This window comes from Pedobacter jeongneungensis (genome assembly GCF_000633455.1).
Taxonomy (GTDB): domain Bacteria; phylum Bacteroidota; class Bacteroidia; order Sphingobacteriales; family Sphingobacteriaceae; genus Pedobacter; species Pedobacter jeongneungensis_A.
The window spans coordinates 306,489-328,168 of record NZ_AYMG01000010.1 but is presented as its reverse complement, the minus strand read 5'-3'; the positions used below and the strand labels follow the sequence as shown (position 1 = coordinate 328,168).

At 39.0% G+C, this 21,680-nt stretch carries 23 protein-coding genes; 6 read left to right on the top strand and 17 right to left on the bottom strand.

From position 1 onward, the window contains the following. The first annotated feature begins 225 nt into the window (after positions 1-225). Complete coding sequence (locus U859_RS0109840; protein WP_025143213.1) at positions 226-1,962, top strand: thiamine pyrophosphate-dependent enzyme; 1,737 nt, start codon at positions 226-228, stop codon at positions 1,960-1,962. Positions 1,963-2,190: 228 nt separating this feature from the next. On the opposite strand, the gene hppD is transcribed toward U859_RS0109840, so the two are convergent. After that, positions 2,191-3,321 carry a 4-hydroxyphenylpyruvate dioxygenase gene (gene hppD, locus U859_RS0109835; protein WP_025143212.1) on the bottom strand — a complete coding sequence of 377 codons (1,131 nt, stop codon included), beginning with the start codon at positions 3,319-3,321 and terminating at the stop codon, positions 2,191-2,193. 171 nt (positions 3,322-3,492) lie between these two features. Continuing rightward, positions 3,493-4,659 carry a homogentisate 1,2-dioxygenase gene (locus tag U859_RS0109830; protein ID WP_025143211.1) on the bottom strand — a complete coding sequence of 389 codons (1,167 nt, stop codon included), beginning with the start codon at positions 4,657-4,659 and terminating at the stop codon, positions 3,493-3,495. A gap of 278 nt (positions 4,660-4,937) precedes the next feature. Between U859_RS0109830 and U859_RS0109825 the strand changes: the two genes are divergently transcribed. The 5 genes from U859_RS0109825 to U859_RS0109805 all read left to right on the top strand — a co-directional run bounded on the left by U859_RS0109825 (position 4,938) and on the right by U859_RS0109805 (position 8,676). Further along, the gene (locus tag U859_RS0109825; protein WP_025143210.1) at positions 4,938-5,393 is read left to right on the top strand and encodes a hypothetical protein; all 456 of its coding nucleotides are present in this window, start codon (positions 4,938-4,940) and stop codon (positions 5,391-5,393) included. A gap of 67 nt (positions 5,394-5,460) precedes the next feature. Then, a complete protein-coding gene (locus U859_RS0109820) occupies positions 5,461-6,456 on the top strand; it encodes a fumarylacetoacetate hydrolase family protein (protein WP_025143209.1) in 996 nt (331 codons plus the stop codon). Between the two features lie 154 nt (positions 6,457-6,610). Further along, complete coding sequence (locus U859_RS0109815) at positions 6,611-7,009, top strand: four helix bundle protein (RefSeq protein ID WP_025143208.1); 399 nt, start codon at positions 6,611-6,613, stop codon at positions 7,007-7,009. A gap of 149 nt (positions 7,010-7,158) precedes the next feature. Further along, the gene (locus U859_RS0109810; protein ID WP_025143207.1) at positions 7,159-8,046 is read left to right on the top strand and encodes a flavin reductase family protein; all 888 of its coding nucleotides are present in this window, start codon (positions 7,159-7,161) and stop codon (positions 8,044-8,046) included. Between the two features lie 24 nt (positions 8,047-8,070). Further along, complete coding sequence (locus U859_RS0109805) at positions 8,071-8,676, top strand: YdeI/OmpD-associated family protein (RefSeq protein WP_025143206.1); 606 nt, start codon at positions 8,071-8,073, stop codon at positions 8,674-8,676. On the opposite strand, the gene U859_RS0109800 is transcribed toward U859_RS0109805, so the two are convergent. The 15 genes from U859_RS0109800 to U859_RS0109720 all read right to left on the bottom strand — a co-directional run bounded on the left by U859_RS0109800 (position 8,677) and on the right by U859_RS0109720 (position 21,676). Further along, the gene (locus U859_RS0109800; RefSeq protein WP_025143205.1) at positions 8,677-9,222 is read right to left on the bottom strand and encodes a C40 family peptidase; all 546 of its coding nucleotides are present in this window, start codon (positions 9,220-9,222) and stop codon (positions 8,677-8,679) included. A 113-nt stretch (positions 9,223-9,335) separates the two neighbouring features. Continuing rightward, positions 9,336-9,698: a hypothetical protein gene (locus tag U859_RS0109795; protein WP_025143204.1), complete on the bottom strand. Its 363-nt coding sequence runs from the start codon at positions 9,696-9,698 to the stop codon at positions 9,336-9,338. Positions 9,699-9,750: 52 nt separating this feature from the next. Further along, positions 9,751-10,452 (bottom strand): SDR family oxidoreductase, encoded by a 702-nt coding sequence (locus U859_RS0109790; protein WP_025143203.1) that lies wholly within the window; start codon positions 10,450-10,452, stop codon positions 9,751-9,753. Positions 10,453-10,508: 56 nt separating this feature from the next. Beyond that, on the bottom strand, positions 10,509-10,871 hold the full coding sequence (locus U859_RS0109785) for a type II toxin-antitoxin system VapC family toxin (protein WP_025143202.1): 363 nt from the start codon (positions 10,869-10,871) through the stop codon (positions 10,509-10,511). Next, a complete protein-coding gene (locus tag U859_RS0109780) occupies positions 10,858-11,052 on the bottom strand; it encodes a hypothetical protein (RefSeq protein ID WP_025143201.1) in 195 nt (64 codons plus the stop codon). The genes U859_RS0109785 and U859_RS0109780 overlap by 14 nt, the downstream gene beginning before the upstream one ends. After that, positions 11,037-11,231: a hypothetical protein gene (locus U859_RS0109775; RefSeq protein ID WP_025143200.1), complete on the bottom strand. Its 195-nt coding sequence runs from the start codon at positions 11,229-11,231 to the stop codon at positions 11,037-11,039. Before U859_RS0109775 ends, U859_RS0109780 begins: the two co-directional genes overlap by 16 nt. A gap of 87 nt (positions 11,232-11,318) precedes the next feature. Next, positions 11,319-13,100, bottom strand: coding sequence for an aromatic amino acid hydroxylase (locus U859_RS0109770; RefSeq protein ID WP_025143199.1), 1,782 nt, complete (start codon positions 13,098-13,100; stop codon positions 11,319-11,321). Positions 13,101-14,309: 1,209 nt separating this feature from the next. Next, a complete protein-coding gene (locus tag U859_RS0109760; protein ID WP_025143198.1) occupies positions 14,310-14,819 on the bottom strand; it encodes a GtrA family protein in 510 nt (169 codons plus the stop codon). A gap of 80 nt (positions 14,820-14,899) precedes the next feature. Beyond that, entirely contained in the window at positions 14,900-15,589 is a 690-nt protein-coding gene (locus U859_RS0109755) for a CAP domain-containing protein (protein ID WP_025143197.1), read from the bottom strand. 178 nt (positions 15,590-15,767) lie between these two features. Beyond that, on the bottom strand, positions 15,768-16,532 hold the full coding sequence (locus tag U859_RS0109750) for an SDR family oxidoreductase (protein ID WP_025143196.1): 765 nt from the start codon (positions 16,530-16,532) through the stop codon (positions 15,768-15,770). Between the two features lie 86 nt (positions 16,533-16,618). Continuing rightward, positions 16,619-17,026 (bottom strand): helix-turn-helix domain-containing protein, encoded by a 408-nt coding sequence (locus tag U859_RS0109745; protein WP_025143195.1) that lies wholly within the window; start codon positions 17,024-17,026, stop codon positions 16,619-16,621. A gap of 168 nt (positions 17,027-17,194) precedes the next feature. Then, on the bottom strand, positions 17,195-18,067 hold the full coding sequence (locus U859_RS0109740; RefSeq protein ID WP_162799910.1) for a DUF6252 family protein: 873 nt from the start codon (positions 18,065-18,067) through the stop codon (positions 17,195-17,197). Between the two features lie 47 nt (positions 18,068-18,114). Next, the gene (locus U859_RS0109730; RefSeq protein ID WP_025143193.1) at positions 18,115-18,801 is read right to left on the bottom strand and encodes a 2'-5' RNA ligase family protein; all 687 of its coding nucleotides are present in this window, start codon (positions 18,799-18,801) and stop codon (positions 18,115-18,117) included. 91 nt (positions 18,802-18,892) lie between these two features. Continuing rightward, positions 18,893-20,536 (bottom strand): glycine--tRNA ligase, encoded by a 1,644-nt coding sequence (locus U859_RS0109725; RefSeq protein ID WP_025143192.1) that lies wholly within the window; start codon positions 20,534-20,536, stop codon positions 18,893-18,895. A gap of 408 nt (positions 20,537-20,944) precedes the next feature. Then, positions 20,945-21,676 (bottom strand): hypothetical protein, encoded by a 732-nt coding sequence (locus tag U859_RS0109720; RefSeq protein WP_025143191.1) that lies wholly within the window; start codon positions 21,674-21,676, stop codon positions 20,945-20,947. Positions 21,677-21,680 lie beyond the last annotated feature (4 nt).

Sequence of the window (21,680 nt, the reverse complement as noted above, 5' to 3'; positions counted from 1 at the left end):
ACAAAATTGAAATCGCTTCGTGTTTTGTTATTTCAAAGGTGCACTTCAATTATGAAGTTTTAGTGAAGAAACTTCATACTGTTGATATAGCGTTACTTATGTTACAACTTAAAACATATAAGTCTTTGCTAAGTCAGATTGGGTGCTTTTCTGCCTTTCATTTAAAACAATATATGCGCTTCAGCTATTTATTAGGTGTAATAATCCTGATTAAAAAATACCCTCATGAGTAAAAACGTTGCAGAACAACTGGTTGAAATGCTGGTTGAGGTTGGTGTAAAAAGAGTTTATGCCGTTACCGGAGACAGTTTAAATTATTTTAACGATGCAGTAAGAAGAAACGGTAAAATAAAGTGGATCCATGTCCGCAATGAAGAAGTTGGTGCATTTGCGGCAGCAGCTGAGGCGGAGCTCGACGGGATTGCCTGTTGTGCAGGCAGCTGCGGACCAGGACACGTACACCTCATTAACGGTCTTTACGATGCGCACCGCTCTCATGTACCGGTAATTGCCATTGCATCAACCATCCCAACAGGTGAATTTGGCATGGACTTTTTTCAGGAAACCAATACCATTAAATTATTTGACGACTGCAGCTACTATAACCAGGTGGCCACCACTGCCGAGCAGGTACCAAGAATGTTTCAAACGGCTGTTCAGCATGCTATCCATAAAAAAGGTGTTGCCGTATTCGGTTTGCCGGGCGATGTAGCACAACTGGATGCGGTAGAAAGTGTAACATCGATGCAGCTCTTCAACAATAAACCGGTAATCCGCCCATCTGATCTGGAATTAAATGAGCTTTCGGATCTGCTCAATAGCGAAAAGAAAATTATGCTTTATTGCGGTATTGGTGCTGCAGAAGCACATGATGAAGTAGTAGCACTTGCCGCCAAGCTAAAAGCGCCGGTTGGATTTTCTTTCCGCGGTAAAATGGGAATTCAGTATAATAATCCTTATGAAGTAGGTATGACTGGGCTTCTCGGCCAGCCATCTGGTTACCATGCTATGCATGAGGCCGATGTGGTGCTTTTGTTGGGTACCGATTTTCCTTATGTAAACTTTATGCCGGTAAAAAATAAGATCGTGCAGATTGACGAAAAACCTGAACGATTGGGCAGACGGGCAAAACTTACAATGGGTTTATGTGGAAACATCAGCGATTCAATTAAAGCATTGTTGCCGCTTATAAAGGAGAAAGAAGATGAAAGTTTCTTAAAATCTCAATTGGAATTTTATCAGAAAGTTAAAGAACAGCAGCAGGTTTATGTGAAAGATCAGGGTGAAGAAAATAAGATCCAGCCTGAATTTGTAGCTGAAACCCTTAACCGTTTAGCCGCCAACGATGCCATTTTTACAGTAGATACTGGCATGTGTTGTGTTTGGGGCGCACGTTTTATCGATGGAACAGGCAAACGTAAAATGCTGGGGTCCTTTAATCATGGCTCTATGGCAAATGCGATGCCGATGGCCATTGGTGCAGCATTGGCACATCCAGAACAACAGGTGATTGCGCTTTGTGGTGATGGCGGTTTATCAATGCTTTTAGGTGATTTGGCTACCATTAAACAATATAATCTTCCTATAAAACTGATTGTGTTTAATAACCGTGCTTTAGGAATGGTAAAACTGGAAATGGAAGTTGATGGATTGCCTGATAATGAAACGGATATGATCAATCCTGATTTTGCATTGGTGGCACAGGCCATGGGTTTTAAAGGAATAACGGTCGCTAAACCCGATGAAGTGGAGACAGCGATCAGTCATGCGTTAAGTGAGGAAGGGCCTGTATTGTTAAATATTATGACCAATCCTAATGCTTTAGCCATGCCACCAAAAATAGAATGGGCACAAATCAAAGGAATGACAGAATCGATGGCCAAATTAATGCTCGGTGGTAAAATGAGCGAGGTTTTGGATACGATAAAATCGAATTATAAACATTTGGGGGAAGTGTTGTAGTTTAGAGAAGTTTCGTCATTCCCAACCCGATAGCTATCGGGTTGATGGGAATCTTAATGCATGTTATGTTTCATAAGCATTAAGATTCCCGCCTGCGCGGGAATGACGAGCTAAATAAAAAAACGTCATCTCGATCCGATAGCTATCGGATGAAGTGTAGCAGAATGGAAGATCTATCAAAAAAGGCAACCAGATCACTGATTGCCCTAAGTTTAGTTAGTGATAATATTATAAGTTGCCTCTTAATTCCTGCTCACGCTCTAACGATTCGAATAATGCTTTAAAGTTACCCGCTCCAAAACTTTGTGCGCCTTTACGCTGAATAATCTCAAAGAAAAGGGTAGGGCGGTCTTCAACCGGCTTGGTGAAAATCTGTAGAAGGTAACCTTCTTCGTCACAATCAACCAAAATGCCAAGGCTTTCCAATAGAGATATTTCTTCGTCAATTTTACCCACACGTTGTGGCATCATATCATAATAAGCTTCTGGTGGGGCACTTAAAAATTCTACACCACGCGATTTTAGCTCTCTAACGGTTTTCACAATATCTTTTGTAGCCACAGCAATATGCTGAACGCCTTCACCTTCATAATATTCAAGATATTCTTCAATCTGCGATTTCTTTTTACCTTCAGCAGGTTCGTTGATCGGGAATTTCGAATAACCATTGCCATTACTCATCACTTTGCTCATTAGAGCCGAATATTCGGTGTTGATTTGTTTATCATCAAAAGATAGGATATTTACAAAACCCATCACATCTTCATACCATTGTACAGCCTCATTCATACGGTTCCAGCCTACGTTGCCCACACAGTGGTCGATATATAAAAGACCCGCATCAGCTGGTTTATAATCACTTTCCCAAACACGGTAACCTGGCATAAAAGTTCCGGTATAGTTTTTACGCTCAATAAACATGTGCACCGTTTCGCCATAAGTGTAAATACCACTCATTTTAACTTCACCTTGTTCATCTGTTAACGTTTTAGGCTCCATGTATGGTTTAGCGCCACGTTTTGTAGTTTCTTCAAACGCGCTGTAAGCATCATCAACCCAAAGAGCCAATACTTTTACCCCATCGCCATGTTTTTTTACATGTTCTGAAATCGGATGATCAGATTTTAATGCCGTGGTTAAAATCAACCTGATTTTTCCCTGCTGTAATACGTAAGATGACCGGTCGCGTACACCTGTTTCTGGTCCGGCGTAAGCCAAACTCTGAAAACCAAATGCAGTTTTATAATAATGAGCGGCCTGCTTGGCATTACCCACGTAAAATTCAATATAATCTGTTCCGTTAATTGGCAAAAAATCTGGTGCCTTAGCTATCTTTTCTGCGAATGTTTGTGTTTCCATTTGTTTGTTGTTATTTAAGTCCGAGGTCGGAGGTCCGAAGCCGGATGTGATATGTTGTTGTTAAATGTTGTAAAGTTGAATGTTATAAAGTTTAAATGTTGGATGATTGCTCGCCATATAGTTCTTCTGCACTTTATCCTCGGACCCCGGTCTCCGGTCTCCCGACTAATTTTATTCTACATTAATCTGCCAGCTTTTATGGTAATTCTCATCTTCTATATCCAATGCATCCTGCGTAAGCATTAAAGGTTTAAAAGGGTCGATCATCACCGCCAGTTCATCCGTTTTTTCTTTCCCTATCGATTTTTCTACGGTTCCCGGGTGTGGACCATGTGGGATACCGCCAGGGTGTAAAGTAATTTGTCCTTTAACCACGCTTTTGCGACTCATAAAATCACCGTCAACATAATAAAGTACTTCATCACTATCTACATTGCTATGGTTATAAGGTGCCGGAATAGAATCGGGATGATAATCATACTTACGCGGTACAAAAGAGCAGACTACAAAATTATGTCCTTCAAAGGTCTGATGTACCGGAGGTGGCTGGTGTAAGCGGCCGGTTATAGGCTCAAAATCGTGGATCGAGAAAGCGTAAGGATAATGGTAACCATCCCAGCCTACATAATCAAAAGGATGTGTACCATAAGTATAAGGGTAAATTAATCCCTGTTTTTTAATCAATACCTTAAAATCGCCGTATTCATCATATGTTTGCAGGTTTTCAGGTAACCTTAAATCGCGTTCGCAGTAAGGAGAATGTTCCATTAACTGTCCAAACTGGTTTAAATACCTTTTTGGCGGTCTTAACGGGCTAAAACTTTCTACAATAAACAGCCTGTTCTGTTCATTATCAAATTCCATCTGGTAAATGGTTCCCCTTGGAATAATCAGATAATCGCCATAAGCAAATTTGATTTCCCCAAAGCCAGTTTTCAGTTTCCCAGACCCTTCGTGCACAAAGATCATCTCATCGGCCTGGCTATTTTTGTAGAAATAATCCGTCATCGATTTTCTTGGAGCTGCCAGCACGATGTGGAGATCGCTATTAACCAATACCGGTTTCCGGCTTTTTAAAAAGTCATCTTCAGGTTTAATCTTGAAGCCGATCAAACTCGTGTGTTTCAAATGCTTCTCGCGGGCAATTTTTGGTTCTACGCTATAGGGCTCTCCCAGATGTTTTACAATGGTTGGCGGATGGCAATGATAAACCAGCGAATACAAACTGGAAAAACCTTCGGTTGATACCAATTCTTCGGCATAAAGATTTCCATCGGGTTTGCGGAAAACCGTATGGCGTTTAGCTGGAATTTGCCCTAATTTGTGATAAATAGGCATAATTAAATGATGTTATGGTTAGAAAGAAAAATCCTAAAGAATAAACAATCAAAACGCAAATGCGTTTCAAATAATAAGAAAGGTTGAATAAATTACAGAGAATACTGCGCCATGATCAGCTTGGAAAGCATCTTATAACGACGCGCAGCAATGGCATCGTTTACGAGATTAATATGTAATGCTTTTAAGATCATGGTTTTAATGCAGCCAAGGTAAGTATTTTATTTAAAAGTTGAAATTTTAATTATCTTTAATTACTTACTTATAGCACTATCTCAATGAAATTTATTTTTACTTGCTTATTTTTTTTCGCGTTAAGTTTTACTGGTTTTGCACAGCAAAGGGCAAAATATAATATCCGGGTTGTAGACCGTAGTGGACACGCAGTAAGGGGTGCTTTTTATGCGGCCTCTGATAATGGCTTAACCTTAATCAGAAACCGAAGGGATACTTTAAAGCTCAGCGCCGATAGCATCAGCGCGTTGTACATCCACCGCAGGGGGCTCATTGCACCATTGGCTATTGCCGGAGGTTTAACCTTTTTTGTACTGGCAGCTAAGAGTGATAAACTTGTAGAATCGATTGTGCTTATTGCTGCAGGTGTACCTGCGGGCGTATCGGGCGGATTATTGATTGGTAGCTTACTTTCTAATAAAAAACGTTACAGAGGACTTCAGCCAAAGGATTTTCCTGTAATAAAACCAACCCTTCAACAATATACTGTGTTAAAATAATACGTACTAAGTTTTATTTTGAATAACCTAATTGCTTAGCTTTACCGCATATTTAACCAAATGATATATGAAACTTGTATCCTATAAAACCGAAGACAGAGAGCATCTTGGTGTGTTCGTAAATGGGCATATCTATAACTTAAATAGTTGCGATAAGCTTATTCCTGATAACATGAACGAATTTTTGCAGGGAGGAGAGGTGTTGATGGAAAGGGCGAAAAGTATTGATGATCAGATTAAAGAAGGAAGCCTGGAAGCCAAGGAAGAAATTTTTTATGAAATTTTAGCTCCTGTTCCGCACCCAATCAGTTGCCGTGATGGATATGCCTTCAGGCAGCACGTTGCAGCGGCGCGTAGGAACCGTAAGGTTGATATGATCCCGCAGTTTGATGAATATCCGATTTTTTATTTTACCAACCACAATGCCATTCAGGGTACAGGCGAAATTGAATGCATGCCTGATCATTTCGATAAACTCGATTTTGAATTAGAATTGGCCATTGTTATCGGAAAAAAAGGTAGAAATGTTAAAGCTGCAGATGCCGATGAATATATTGCCGGTTATATGGTAATGAACGATATGAGTGCCCGTACCTTGCAAATGGAAGAAATGCTGTTGAATTTAGGCCCTGCCAAAGGAAAAGATTTTTCAACTGTAATAGGTCCCTGGTTAGTAACCCCAGATGAATTGATCCAGTACAAAGTTGCGCCTAAAGAAGGTCATGTGGGTAATACTTACGATCTTAAAATGACCTGTCGCGTAAATGGGATCGAAGTATCAAAAGGAAACGCCGCCGATATGGACTGGACTTTTGCCGAAATTATTGAACGTTGTGCCTATGGTGTAGATATTCTGCCTGGCGATGTAATCGGCTCAGGAACGGTTGGAACAGGATGCTTCTTAGAGTTAAACGGTACAGGTTTGTTAAACGATCCTAACTATAAAGTACAGTGGTTACAGCCGGGTGATGTAGTTGAAATGGAAATAACAGGCTTAGGTGCCTTAACCAATACAATTATAAAGGCTGATACGGATTTTTCAATTTTGGCATTGAAGAAGTAATTGCAAATTTAAAGTTGTAAGGTTAAAAAGTTGTAAAGTTGGAATGTTTTGGGAGTAGATTGAATCCCAATTAAAGAAATCGTAATTTGTTCAACTGAATATGTTGATTGTAAATTAATTATATTTTAATATTTTCACTTATACAATTTTGGTAATGGCAAAAGTTGAGAAGTTTGAAGATTTAGAAATTTGGCAAATAGCTAAAGAGGTTGGAGTTGAGGCTTACCGGATCTCAGATTTAGAGCCGATGAAATCTGATTTTGGATTGAAAGATCAATTTAGAAGAGCAGCGATGTCTATGTCTGATAATGTTGCTGAAGGATTTGAATATAACAATAATCCAGATTTTATCCGTTTTTTGGTTTATGCAAAAGGTTCTTCAGGTGAGTTTAGAAATAAAATTATAGTGCTGGAAGAAGCCAAAAAACTTTTAACAGCCGATTATAAATTTCTTTATGCCAAATGCATCGAGTTTTCCTCCAAAGCAAAAAAACTTATCGATTACTTGAGAGATTTCGAAAAGAAAAAGAAAGTTTTGAAAAAAGGGATATGATCTCTTATTCTGCTCCTGAAACATTTCAAATCTTAACTAAACCGTTTGCTTAATTTTGCACCCAGAACCTTTCAACCTTCCAACATTTAACCAAGCAGTTTATCTAATTTTTATTCCCTCAACCTTCCAACATTTAACTCAATAAAACTTTGCTAACCCTAAACACCTCCAATTTAACCCCTGTAGAACTACAAAACTACCTGCAGTATGCTATCGCTCCGCGTCCGATTTGCTTTGCCTCAACCATAGATGCCGAAGGTAATATCAATTTAAGTCCCTTCAGTTTCTTTAATATGTTTAGTACCAATCCACCGATCTGTGTTTTTTCTCCTGCCCGGAGGGTACGCGATAACACGACCAAACATACTTTAGAGAATGTTCATCAGGTTAAAGAGTGCGTCATCAATATCGTAAATTACAATATGGTGCAACAGATGAGCCTGGCCAGTACCGAATATGCCAAAGGGGTAAACGAATTTGAGAAAGCAGGTTTTACCATGCTGAAATCAGAACTGGTTCAACCGCCAAGGGTGGCCGAGGCGCCGGTACAGTTTGAATGTGTGGTGAACGATGTGATTTCGTTAGGCGATAATCACGGTGCTGGTAATCTCATTCTGGCCGAGATAAAAGTAATTCACATCAACGAAGAAATTTTAGATGAAAACGGTAGAATCGATCAGGCGAAAATCGATCTGGTAGCCCGTTTGGGTGGCGATTGGTATTGCAGGGTTACAAACGATAATTTGTTTAAAGTGGCAAAACCTTTGGCTAAATTAGGGATTGGGGTAGACCGTTTACCACATTCCGTCCGTTTTTCGAAAGTATTAACCGGCAACGATTTGGGGATGCTCGGTAATGTTGAGCATTTACCAGGTGATGAAGAAATCGATCTGATTAGTACAAATCCTGAAGTAAAAGAAGTGCTTGATGCCTCCATTGGCGACAGTACAAACCGGGAAAGGGAATTGCATGAACTGGCAAAGAAATTCCTTAACAAGGGAGATGTAGAACTTGCTTTAAAGATTGTTTTGCTGTAAATTTAATAACCAAATTTTTCAGCTATGCACACCCTGGTTCAGATAGATCAGTACATCATCAATTCGGCAGAATTTGCCATTCCGATTTTAGATCATTTAAGGAATCTGGTACATAAAGCCGATGCGCGGATTGAAGAGAAAATAAAATGGGGAATGCCCTTCTTCGATTATAAAGGTACGATTTGTCACATGGCTTCCTTTAAGCATCATTGTGCCTTTGGCTTTTGGAAAGGATCGTTGATGAACGATGAATATAGGATTTTTAAAGAACGTTCGGAAGCTATGGGCTTATTGGGCAAAATAACATCTTTTGAAGATTTACCTTCAGACGAAATCCTGATCGCCTACATTCAACAGGCCATTCAATTAAATGAGGATAATGTTAAACTGCCTCCAAAACCAAAATCTACAGAAAAGAAAGAGTTGATTATACCCGAATATTTTATGGAAGCCTTAAATGAAGCTCCTGATGCTTTAGCCGTATTCCAGAATTTCAGTCCTTCCAATAAAAAAGATTATATATTGTGGCTTGAGGAGGCTAAAACTGAGGCAACCAAAATAAAAAGACTGGAAACCACTTTAGAATGGCTTGCAGAAGGAAAAACGAGAATGTGGAAATATAAAAAGTAATTAAAGGATACTCACGATTTTCATGAAACGGGCTTTATAGTGACCATCGAGATCGGTAATGGTTACCTGATGTGCTTTGCCCGAAGAAGCATGGATAAATTTGATTCCGTTTTCATCAATCGAATAAACAATTCCAACGTGACCGATTCTTCTTATTCTTGAATTACTCCCTGTAAAAATCAATACATCACCTACTTTTGCATTTTCTAAGCTGGTTTCTTTACCCGCATAGCTAAACTCGCGTGAAGAACGCGGAACCTTAAAGCCAAAATTACTGAATACATAGCTTACAAAACCAGAGCAATCGAAACCAACTTTAGGGTTGCTCGTAGCATAACGATAGGGGATACCCAACATGCTCTTAGCGAAATCGATCAGTGAAGTTGAACTTGTTGAAGAATTGTTTTCGGTTACCGTTACATTTTTTGGAAGATTGGCAACCAATTGTTTTACCAGTTCCTGGTATTGTGCGGGTAAGATGGTTTGGGCTTTTCCTGCGGTGGCAGACAAAATGAAAAACGAAATGACAATTATTATTTTCTTCATATGTTGGAGCCAAAGATATAAAAAATATCTAAAGTCGATTAAAATGTTGAAAATGAGTTAAAACAAAAGTCCGGATAACTTACCCGGACTCGAATTAAAATATTTGGTTTCGATTAAATACTTGGAAAAAGGCTTTGAGCTTTGTCGCCAATTAATGGAAGAGCTTTCTGCTCACCATTATTTGCACTTACTACACCTAAAATGATAAAAACAATATATGCGATATAAACCACATAGCTTAAATATCCAAAAAGTGCAGTTGGTATAATAATGGCAAGTATTGTTACGGCTACATTGAGTACAATAATGCCTAAATGCAGCAATAGTGATTGCCTTAAATGATAGCTTGACAGCGACGTTCTATTATCTTTGTACATCGCAAAGTACGATATCAGCCAACCAATAAGAAAAATGTAGCTAACAATAGCAGCGTTTTTTCCGCTATCCGCTACTTTAAAAGGTGAATTTGTTTCCATAGATTTTTTTTAGTTTTTCAATTACAGCCGTAAATTACTAAAAATTATGATATTATGGCGTAGTAACTGCAACAGGCAAAATCTTACCATTAAAAAATTTCTGTCCTGTTTTTGCAAAATCAGCTACATATTTGCCCATTTCGAAAGCCATCACCGGACTTTGGTAACCTGGAAAAGCAGTTTCAAGCATTTCAGTCTGCGCCGATCCTAAGGCCAGGCAATTGATCTTGATTCCGGTTTCAGCCAATTCAAATGCCAAACATTCGGTTAAAGTATGTAAGGCTGCTTTACTTGCCGAATAAGCAGAAAGCCCTGGGAATTTAACACTTCCCTGAAAACCGCCCATACTGCCGATGTTGACGATATGGCTTCCGCTTTGCATTAAAGGTAAAAGATTCTGGATCATCCTGAAATGCGAAATCACATTGCTCTGCAACATCTCGCCCAAATCAGCTTCTGTGGTTTCTAAAAAAGGTTTGTTAATTAAAGCACCCGCATTGTTGATCAGGATATCGATTGTACCCAAACGCTCTTTTAAAAAAGGGATCAGCGCGGCATAATCATCGTTTACAATATCAAATTCTACTGGTAAAAGTGTGCAATCGGGATTAATGCCGCGGGCAATCTCCAGCAGTTTACGCAGTTTATCTGCCGAACGGGCAATGGCAACAATCTTGTTTTCTTTATGTAAGCTAAACTCTAAAGCGGTTTCGAAACCGATTCCGCTACTTGCGCCTGTAATTATAATGTTCATTAAAAAATGTTAAAAATTGTTGTAAAGTTAAGAGGTTGAGGCGGAAGAAATCAATTTTAAATCAGTATTAATTCAATATCTGGAATTGATTTAAAACCTTTATCAGATGTAACTAATGGGATTTGAAGAAATTTTGATGTAGCTGCGATAATTGCATCTGGCGTCTTAATTTTAAATTTTTGCCGTATTGAAATGGCTATTCTTTTTATTTCTGAATTCAGTTCAATAATCACACAATCGCTCAAGAGAGATTCGAGAGATAATTTTTCTTCTTTTGATAATAAATGCCATCCTAATAACTCTATTTCTGAAATTACGGATACAATGGCTGTACCATCAAGAAACGACTCAGTTTTCTCTAATCCCTCATGGACATCAATAAGAAAATTTGTATCAGCTACAAAACTAAATGAACTCATCCCTTAACTTTTTTTGGTAATCCACACTATCTAAATTTCGTTGTAGTTTTCCAAAATGTTTGCGTAAAGATTTTTTAACAACTCCTGAAGATGCCTTCTGGATTGCTTCAAGAACTTTTTCTTTAGTAACTGGTTGCTTAATTTCAATTATCATATTCAAATTAGTTAATTGATTTGCCATTCATCTCTTAAATCACTTTGCCATTTAGATGGATCCTTAATATCGTTGAACATTAAATTTCCTTCTGTATTATCAATTGCTTTTTTTAATTTCTGATAAGATCCCCTTGGTTCCTCAACCATATTTGGCTGATGGGTTTTGATATCAACATCTTCTACAAAAGATAATGCCTTGAGCATCTTTTCAAGAAAGCACTGCATTTTGTTCGTTATCTACTTGTACTGTGATGGTTGTCATAATGTAAAGTTAATAAATTAAAAGATAAATCAATCTTCTACCAGTAGCTGGCTTACCGGGTTTTTAATCACATGTAAGCCATCATTAATCAGTTTAGTATGGTCCAGCTCTTTGCCTGCTTTAATTTCAAGATATACCTGGATTTCCTTTTCCAATTGGTGATAGATTTTTTTGTGATAAATGATTTCGAGGATTTCCAATGCACAAAGCCAATCCTGTCTGTGATTTGTTTTTAATTGTGCAAAGATATCGCCAAGTTGTTCCAGGTTTTCACCACCTTCCCTAATTTCCCTTACTGTTTTGTATAAAGCATGCAGTTTTAAGGTTTTATCATCATAGGTAATTTTGTGCGTTTTTTCGCCACTGATCAAAGTAATCTCCTCATACGCGTCTTTATCCGCAGCTCCGTTAAATACAGACACAATCTTCTCGCCAATTGCCATATCGTATACACCCCACTCAGGTTTAAACAGGATGTTTCCGTTACTTTCAGTAACCGTACAATCGTTAAGGGCAATCAAAATCACCTTATCTTTCTGGGTAATAATATCTTTAACTACTCCCGCAACTTTAATTCCGCTTTCAAACGTTAATTCAGTCTGCTCACCGCTGATGATGTTTAAGGATTCCAGCTCTGATGGGCTATAGTCTTCCAATGGTTTTTCTGATCCTTTCAAACGGCCAACGGGTGATGAAAAACCATCAGCATGGTAATCTTTGCCATGTCCAGTCAATTGTTTACCATTAAATGCCAATGCGGATAAACCTGTTGTTTTAATAAAGGTTACCTCATCTTTAGGATTAATGCCCATATCTGTAAATACGCCACTTACCTGCAAGCCCGAACTGTAAACTGCGGTGGCCACATTTTTACAGGCAATAGCTTTCATAATACTTTCTGTTCCACCTTTTCTAAAAGCCATGGTATTGGCAAATTCTTCCAGCACATTAATCAGGTTCTGGAAATTTTCGGTAACGAAAAGCTGTGGCTGCGGTTTGGTAATATCGTACGGATAGTTAATCGTATCAATATTGTACCAAAGTTTTATCACCTCGCTTTGCATGCAGCTTGCACTTTCACCTATTGACGAAAGCAATCCGGCACCATAAATTTTTGGGTTTTCCAGAGTGCCGATCAATCCATATTCAACCGTCCACCAGTGCAGGCGGCCAAGCAGGGCCATTTCAGAAGGTTCGCCCATATTTTCGCTGATGTAGCGTAATTCTTTTTCTGCTTTAGCAATCTGAAATTCATCTGCATCTACTGCCTCCTTCAAGATAGAAAGTTTCCTGATGGCTTCATACAGTTCAAAATCCTTTGCCGAAAACATTGCTTTTGCCCCGATTGATCCAAAATAACTCAGGTAATTATTGTAATCGGTATCGGCAATAATCGGCGCGTGACCGGCACTTTCGTGTATAATATCGGGTGCAGGTGTATATTCGATATGATTAATCTGGCGGATATCAGCCGCAATAACCAAAACGCGATAAGCCTGGTATTCCATAAAAGCTGCTGGTGGAATAAAGCCATCAACCGTAACCGCTCCCCAGCCAATTTTGCCCAGGTTATCGTTCATTGTTTGCAGATCAGGAATGTATTCGATACTCAAACCGGCCCGCTGCAAGCCTTTTATATAAGGGTAATAAGCAACATTTTTAAGATAACTGTAATTCTGGCGCATTACATAACGCCACACCGCTTGGTCTATAGGCGTGTATTTTTCGTAATTCTGGGCAACAATAAATTGCTTTAAATGGTTGGGCAATCTGGCTACCTGCGCATTATTAAAATCATTAAAATGGCTCATGGTTATTTATGAAATAAGTTGGTCGGCAGCTAAGTTAGGATGTTGTTTTTATCTTAACAAGAAAGCAGCCGCATAAATTAACAGGTTAACGTAATAAAGGTTTGTAGGGAAGAAAGAGATGGCTTATGGATTTGGAAAGCTGCTTCTTCCATCCCGTTTATTAACAAAGGTTTATGCTGATAAACTTGGTTTTCTTTGCAATTTGCTATAAAAACGACAATAGGAGCAACATTGTGGCCGCCTAAACCCGACTGGAGCGTAAAGCCCGAAACGAGGCACGAGTGAGGACTTGAAGTGAAGGCGGGACTGTAAAAACCGAAATGCTTGTGGAACTGCTTTCCAAAAAAGATGACATAAATGTGCTGTAGCATTTCATCGGGAGGGTTCGGTCGGGCTGTTCGCTATATCTTTTGCTGCCCTTCGACTCCGCTCAGGCTGACAGCAAAAGGATGCCGCTTCCATCCCGTTTATTAACAAAGGTTTATGCTGATAAACCTGGTTTTCTTTGCAATTTGCTATAAAAACGACAATAGGAGCAACATTGTGGCCGCCTAAACCCGACTGGAGCGTAAAGCCCGAAACGAGGCACGAGTGAGGACTTGAAGTGAAGGCGCGACTGTAAAAACCGAAATGCTTGTGTAACTGCTTTCCAAAAAATATAACATTAATGATTAGAAAAGGTGCTGTAGCATTTCATCGGAAAGGTTCTGCCGGGCTGTTTGCTATATCTTTGCTGCCCTTCGACTCCGCTCAGGCTGACAGCAAAAGGATGCCGCTTCCATCCCGTTTATTAACAAAGGTTTATGCTGATAAACCTGGTTTTCTTTGCAATTTGCTATAAAAACGACAATAGGAGCAACATTGTGGCCGCCTAAACCCGACTGGAGCGTAAAGCCCGAAACGAGGCACGAGTGAGGACTTGAAGTGAAGGCGGGACTGAAGAAACCGAAATGCTTGTGAAACTGCTTTCCAAAAAAGATGACATAAATGATTAGAAAAGGTGCTGTAGCATTTCATCGGAAGGCTCCGGTCGGGCTGTTCGCTATATCTTTTGCTGCGCTTCGACTCCGCTCAGGATAACAGCAAAGGATACCGCTTCCATCCGGTTTAGGTACAAAGATTTGTGCCAATGGGCCGGGTTTTTTAGTTGTTCGCTATAATATATCCGTGATAATCTGTGTCTCCGTGGCAAACAATTACTAATGTTGATTAATCCTTTTTTTCTTTTTTATCCCCAATTTTCTTCACGCTGAATGTAAAGTAATGTTGGTACAAATAGCTAAATAGCGCCATTAAAACCGAAACCACAATCCGCGAAAGCATTGATAAAGTTGGGTAATCGCGTAAAAGTTCTAATAAAAATTTCAGTAACACATAATTAGCCAGAATATTGATAAACTGCAGGTTCATGAACCTAAAAAGTTGTACACGTCCTTTCAGCTCGCTGTGCGTAAATATGACGTATTTGTTAAGCAAAAAGCTGGTTGGGATGGCAACGGCATAATCTACCAGTAACGAAGCTGTTTCCCTTTGTAGCACAATTACCCCAAAGTTTACCTCTTCAGTTTTAAAAATGAAAAAGTAAGCGAAATAATAACTTAAAATGCCCAATAATAAAGTGCCACCACCAGTAGCCAGATACCTGAAATTATGTAAAGAAATAAATTTTTTAAACGGAGGATGAAAAAAATCTATGACGGCTAAAATGGCGATACGCATTACTTAAAACTGTTCTGTTATTTTTGGCGCAATTTACAATTAAATTTTTATTGACGCTGTAATTAGAACATTTAGACTTTTTACTCGTTGTTACTGTAAGATGCTGGTTGTGCAACAAAATCAATCACCGCGCACCAACTGTAGGATGGATGCGGCTGTATGCTTACTCCAACGGTATTCAGCTTGTTTTTTTGGTCGATCAAATTAAACCGGTGACCAAGCGATGGTACGCCACAATCTAGCAATAAATGACAAACAATATCAAGGCTGTTGGAATAACCAAAATCGATATTTTCACTCATGGCCTTATTCGGGAAATATTTAGATAAACGTTTCGAAAATTTATCACCATTGCTACTTTCGTGTGTATCGAGGTTATTTCTGTTTAAATCCTGCGCATGGCTACGGCTTAAAGAAGTGAGTTTATCGTCAGGATAAAATACCTGTAAATTTTTTATTCCCCGTAAATGTTTTAGCAGAGAAGTATAGTATGAGTTGTTCCGGGTAATGCGCAGTTCGTTGTAGTTTCTATATTGCTTTACTTTGGCGTTGTAGTTATTAATGTAATCTTCTAAAAAAGTGTAATAAAACTTTTCGCCATCAATGCGGATCAGGTTCATATACATCACCACATTTTTCTCTTCATTGGTTAAATAAGAAGCATTTGCTGCGGTATTTGCCCGGCGGAACTCCGCATCTGTCCATTTTTGGGCATTTGCAGCTGTAACAATAATTAAAAATAAAAAGGTAGGTAGAAGTACTTTACGCATCTGATGGTTTTGATGGATAACGCCTTTTGATGCGGTTTATTTTCTGTTCGAAGATTTTGTTTGGCGCTGAGCGTTTAGCGGTTAGCGTTGACAAGCTACAATGAAAAAATAACCACCAAGGCACAAAGATTAATTTCTTTGTGTCCTCGTGTCTTAGTGGTTAAAAAATGCTAAAAGTCTATAAAAACATACCGCCAGATGCTTCAATGCGCTGTGCATTTATCCATCTTGCATCTTCGGTACATAAAAATGCCACCACGCCACCAATATCGTCTGGTAAGCCTACGCGGCCTAAAGCGGTGTTCGAAGCGATGCCTGCATTAAGCTGTTCATTATCACGTACTGCACCGCCACCAAAATCGGTTTCTATGGCGCCTGGGGCAACAATGTTCGATCTGATTCCCCTTGCACCCAATTCTTTAGCCTGGTATTTGGTTAAGGTTTCCATTGCGCCTTTCATTGATGCATAAGCCGCGTAACCTGGTAAGGCAAAACGGGCGAGGCCCGTAGAAATATTAATGATCCCACTGCCGTCATTTAACAGCGACAAGGCTTTTTGAGTTAAAAAGAATACGCCTTTAAACTGGATGTTTACCAATGTGTCAAACTGTTCTTCGGTAGTTTCATCAAAAGAAGCATGGATACCAATACCTGCGTTATTTACTAAAAAATCGAATTTTTCGGCATTAAAAACAGACTTCAGTACCGTTTTAACCTCAGTAAAAAAAGTATCGAAAGTTTTGGTATCGGCTACATTTAGCTGTAAGGCCGCTGCCTGTACACCTAATTTTTTGATTTCATTAACGGTGTCTTCAGCCTCCTCTTTTTTAGACTGATAAGTAACGATTACGCCAATTCCTTTTGCAGCGATTTTTAAAGCAGCATTTTTTCCTAATCCGCGGCTACCGCCGGTTACCAGGGCAATTTTATTTTGTGTTTCCATTTTCTTTTTATTTGTTAAACAAAATTAGATGGAAATTGGCTGTAAAAATGGTGACAGCTTAAGTAAAAATGGTGACTGTTTAAGTTTTATATGGTGACAATTTCCTTATTTGTTGCTAAAGACTCGAAATAAGCCTCCCGATACTGTTTTGGGGTTTGACCCGCGAAGTGTTTAAAAAACTTGGTGAAGTTAGATGGATCGTAAGTTAATATCCTGGCAATTTCGGCAATGGGCATACTTACATTCTGCAACATTGCTTTAGAAATTTCCATTAAACGCTCTTCAAAAAAGAAACATGGCGAATGGCCGGTAGCAGCTTTAATCGTATTACTTAAATGAGTTGGGTGTATGTGGATTAAATCGGCAAAATCTCTTACCTCAAACATTTCTGTCGCACGACCAGATACAATGTCATCAAGATGTTTATCTAATTCTTTTAAATAATCTGCTGCAATTTCATGTCGACGGGCAAAAAACTTCTGTGGAATTTTCATATAAAATGATTTTGATCGCTAAACAAATATACCATTCAAGCTTTTGATTAAGAAATTACATCATGGGCATTTGTTTTTTGTGACTGAAGGATTACTCGCAAAACCTCTGTCAAAACAAAAGCCGCTGATTATTAAATCAACGGCTTCCATATTTTAAAATTTAACTTTTTATAATTTACTAAAAGGTAAATCAAAAGTCCCGTCTGTAATATTTACCGATGTTTTTATGGTGGTATTCTGGTTGCCACCACTGAAGAAAAATGTTCCTTTCAACTTATTTCCGGCTTCGCTTGTAATCACCAAAGTGCCCGCATCTGCATAAAATGAACCGGTTTGACCTTGGTCTTTCATATAAACACCAGTTCCGTCTTTAGCTATATCGTAAGTACCTACACCTTTGTAGTCAATTATTGAAATAAGCAGGCGTTTATCTCCGTTGACTGTTGTAATGGTTAATAATTTGCCAAGGGGAGACATTACTGATGAAGCCTCGCCGGTAAAGCCAGTTACAGTGCCATCAACCTTTGCACTTAAGTTATTTGTACTATTATTCGATTCAGGGATTTTTGCTGGCACCAAACTAATGCTAAACTGGCCTTCGCTAATGGTTTTGGTGGCTGAAGTCACATAATTTTGTCCTTTAAATTCGAAAGTACCTTTAATATATTGGTTAGCTAAATAACTGGTTATCTTAATTGTACCGTTAGAGGTACTAAGGTAAGCATCTTGTAAGCCAGTTACATTTGGTAGATAGGTAGCAATATTACTGTCGGATATAGTATATGTTCCAACACCTTTAAAATCACTAATTACTAAACTAAAACCACTGGTTACTTTATTTCCCAAAATCTGTAGAGTTGTTTTATCGCCTATCACATAAGTTTGGGCCGTTGTAAATGTACACTGCAATAAAACACCATCAACTTTTCCGCTCATAGAGGATGTATCCCATTCAGGGTGGTAATCAATTTCTTTTTTGCAGGATGAAGTAATGAGAAGGCATACCAATGCCAATAAGGATAATTTAAAAGGTACTTTCACGAGGGCTAATTTGTTATGGTTAATAAATTTACGCGAAGATAAAGAAATTAGTTAAGGTCTAATGAAAAGGTATGCAGCTTTTTAACAAATTTCTCCCGCTGATACCAATCGTTATAAACCAGTTCGATCTGTTTAACGTCAAAAGTCCCGAAATCAAAATCTCTGTATTTTTCAATTAGATTAATCAGTGCAGCTTGATTTTTTAGTTCTGATCTGAAACGAATTACTGTGGAGTGGGCTGTTTGAATGGTATAGCGTTTATCAATGCTTTGTTGCAGATCTGAATTTTTGAATATTGTGCGCAGGTCATCCCTGATTTCGTTTAAGGTATCCGTTAAAAATCCCTGGATTAAAATGCAGGATGGAGATGCCGTTAAGCCCTTAAACTGAATCTTGAAACTTTTATACCTGGCTAAACTTTGCTGAATAAGCGGAATATAATCCTGAACATTGATATCCTTCAGATCAAAACCATTATAACAGGAAATGATCGACATTAAAGTGATGTGAATATCTGCATTTTGATAATAATACTGGTCAGGATCAATGGATTTAGCCTCACTTAAAAACTGTTGGATATTATGATTCGTTGCAGCATCAGGCCTGATCACCAAAGTAATCCCCATACGCTGATCAGTAGCCGAATCAATTAAATGGTCAATTTCGTATTCACCCTGAGCTATTTTGGCAATCGATTCGGTATAAAGTTTATTGTAGTGTTCGGCTAAATCCATTTTTATTATACAAAAAAGTCGCAGGTTTTAACCTGCGACTAAATATCATTAAATTAACTGAGCTGCCCTCAGGTGTTTTAGGTGGTCAAAATTAAGATAGCAAAGTTTTCCAGCTCACTGCTGATCCTATGATGTTTCCTAAATCAGCAATGGCTACACGTTCCTGCTCCATACTGTCGCGGTGGCGGATGGTAACCGTATTATCCTCTAAACTCTGGTGATCAACGGTAATACAGAAAGGAGTACCTACGGCATCCTGACGACGGTAACGTTTACCAATTGCATCTTTCTCCTCGTAAATACAGTTGAAATCGAATTTCAGCTCATCCATAATCTCACGTGCCTTTTCCGGTAAACCATCTTTTTTGGTCAGTGGGAAAATGGCTACTTTATATGGGGCCAAAGCAGGGTGTAAACGCAATAAAGTACGGCTATCCTGTTTATCTTCGGTACTTAAATCCTGCTCTTCAAAAGCATTAATCATGGTTAACAAAAACATGCGGTCTAAACCAATCGAAGTTTCGATTACATAAGGAATATAATTGCCATAAGGTTTACCTTCTTCGTTTAAATCGTTATCGAAATACTGCAATTTCTTGCCAGAAAACTTCTCATGCTGTTTTAAATCGAAATCGGTACGGCTGTGGATTCCTTCAACCTCTTTAAAGCCAAATGGGAATTCGAATTCGATATCGGTTGCCGCATTGGCATAATGCGCCAGTTTAACGTGATCGTGGTAACGGTATTTCTCAGGTGCTGTACCTAAAGCTTTGTGCCATTTTAAACGTGCTTCTTTCCAGTATTCGAACCATTTTGTGTCTTCGCCGGGGCGTACAAAAAATTGCATTTCCATTTGCTCAAACTCGCGCATACGCATAATAAACTGACGGGCAATTACTTCATTTCTGAAAGCTTTACCAATCTGTGCGATACCAAAAGGAATTTTCATCCTTCCCGATTTCTGAACATTTAAAAAGTTTACAAAAATACCCTGAGCGGTTTCCGGACGAAGATAAACTTCATCACTGCCCTCAGCCATTGCACCAAACTGTGTGCTAAACATCAGGTTAAACTGGCGTACATCTGTCCAGTTTGATGTTTTAGAAATCGGGCAGATTATTTTATAATCAACGATTAAATCTTTTAACTGACCTAAATTTTCAGATTTAAGCGCCAGGTTCATCTCTACCTCAAGGGTTAAACCTTTTTTAACAAATCTCCAGCTTGCCTCATTAACAAAAGGATATTTTGCATTATCCAAAATGGTAGCTTCATCCTTAAAAGTGGGTACCCAACTGGCCTGACCTTCGTCGCTTAGGCCTAATATTTCCTGCTGAAATTCTTCAAACTTAACTTTATTATCAGCACTGAAATTTGCTAACTCCGAATATAATTCAGCAATTTTATTTTCCAGTAACTGGTCGGCACGGTAACGTTTTTTCGAATCTTTATTATCGATCATCGGATCGTTAAAACCATCTACGTGTCCGCTGGCTTTCCAAACCTTAGGGTGCATAAAAATTGCAGAATCAATCCCTACAATGTTTTCGTGCATCTGTACCATGGCTTTCCACCAGTATGTTTTGATGTTATTTTTTAACTCGGCACCCAATTGGCCATAATCGTAAACAGCACTTAAGCCATCATATATTTCGCTGCTCTGGAATACAAAACCGTATTCTTTAGCATGTGATATTACATTTTTAAATTGTTCGTCGTTATTCTTTTGAGCCATAATGCAGCAAAGATAATAAATAAGGTAAAAGGTAAGAGGTAAAAGGTAAAAGGTTTTTGATCAAGCCAAAATGGATTAATAAATTTTAGAATGCTGGCATTTAACTCAGGTGGCCTTAGGTGGCTAAGGTGGTCAGAAAAGACGAAAGGCATCTTGACGAGCGAGTTTATATGTTCTTAAATCTCTTATATGGCTCAAAATATTTAGGAAAGCAATGGTTTGCTTATCGGTTTCGGAGTTCCTGCTTTCCACTTTACTTCTCCCGATGAAAAATCGGGATCGTGCTCGCTGCAATCAGGTTTAGGTGGCCAATATTGTAAAAATATTAATGTTTAACTTTATGGTGAAAAAAAATCGGCGCCGCTAAATGCAACACCGATCTTTGACGAGAAACGCCAATCTAATTAATTATGGAGTAGGGGGAGTATCGGTACCTGTTGTAATAATACTTACAATTCCTTCAATACCGGTTGAACCAACCCCATTGACCGGAGAAACTCCAACGCCTCCTTCAGAACCCCAACCTGGAACCGGTCCCATGGTTTTGCAATCGCTGCTTTTAGAAAAAGTCCCTGTTGTTTTACCATCATCTCCAGGTTGTCCGGCTAAACCTTGTGAACCGCCAACTCCTGGCCGGCCACCTGCACCACCGTTTGTTTGCATAGGAATTTGAGTGCTTCCAGATTGATTATGTTTCATCACTATAGAGATATCCCCACCTCTGCCACCCGGGCCACCAAAACCGCCATCCCCGCCTTTTCCGCCATGGCCTCCATTTCCACCATGTCTGCCTAATTCACAGTCATCCCCGTCGCCGCCTTTGCCACCTTTACCACCAGTGCCGCCTTTGCCACCAGTGCCTCCATCTCCTCCCTTACCGCCAATACTGGAAATATTAAAACCTCCATAGTATATTTCTACTTCTAATCTGAAATTTCCAGCAGCTCCGCCAGGTCCGCCTGTTCCACCATTGCCACCAGGTCCGCCAGGCCCTCCAGGCCCACCTAATTCGGCACAATCATCATCGCAACACCATGGGCAATTTGCTTTGTTTCCATTAATACCTAAACCACCATTTAATCCTTCTGGCCCAGTGAAACCTACAGCTCCATCTGTTCCGTTTAAAATAATATTATGCATTTTA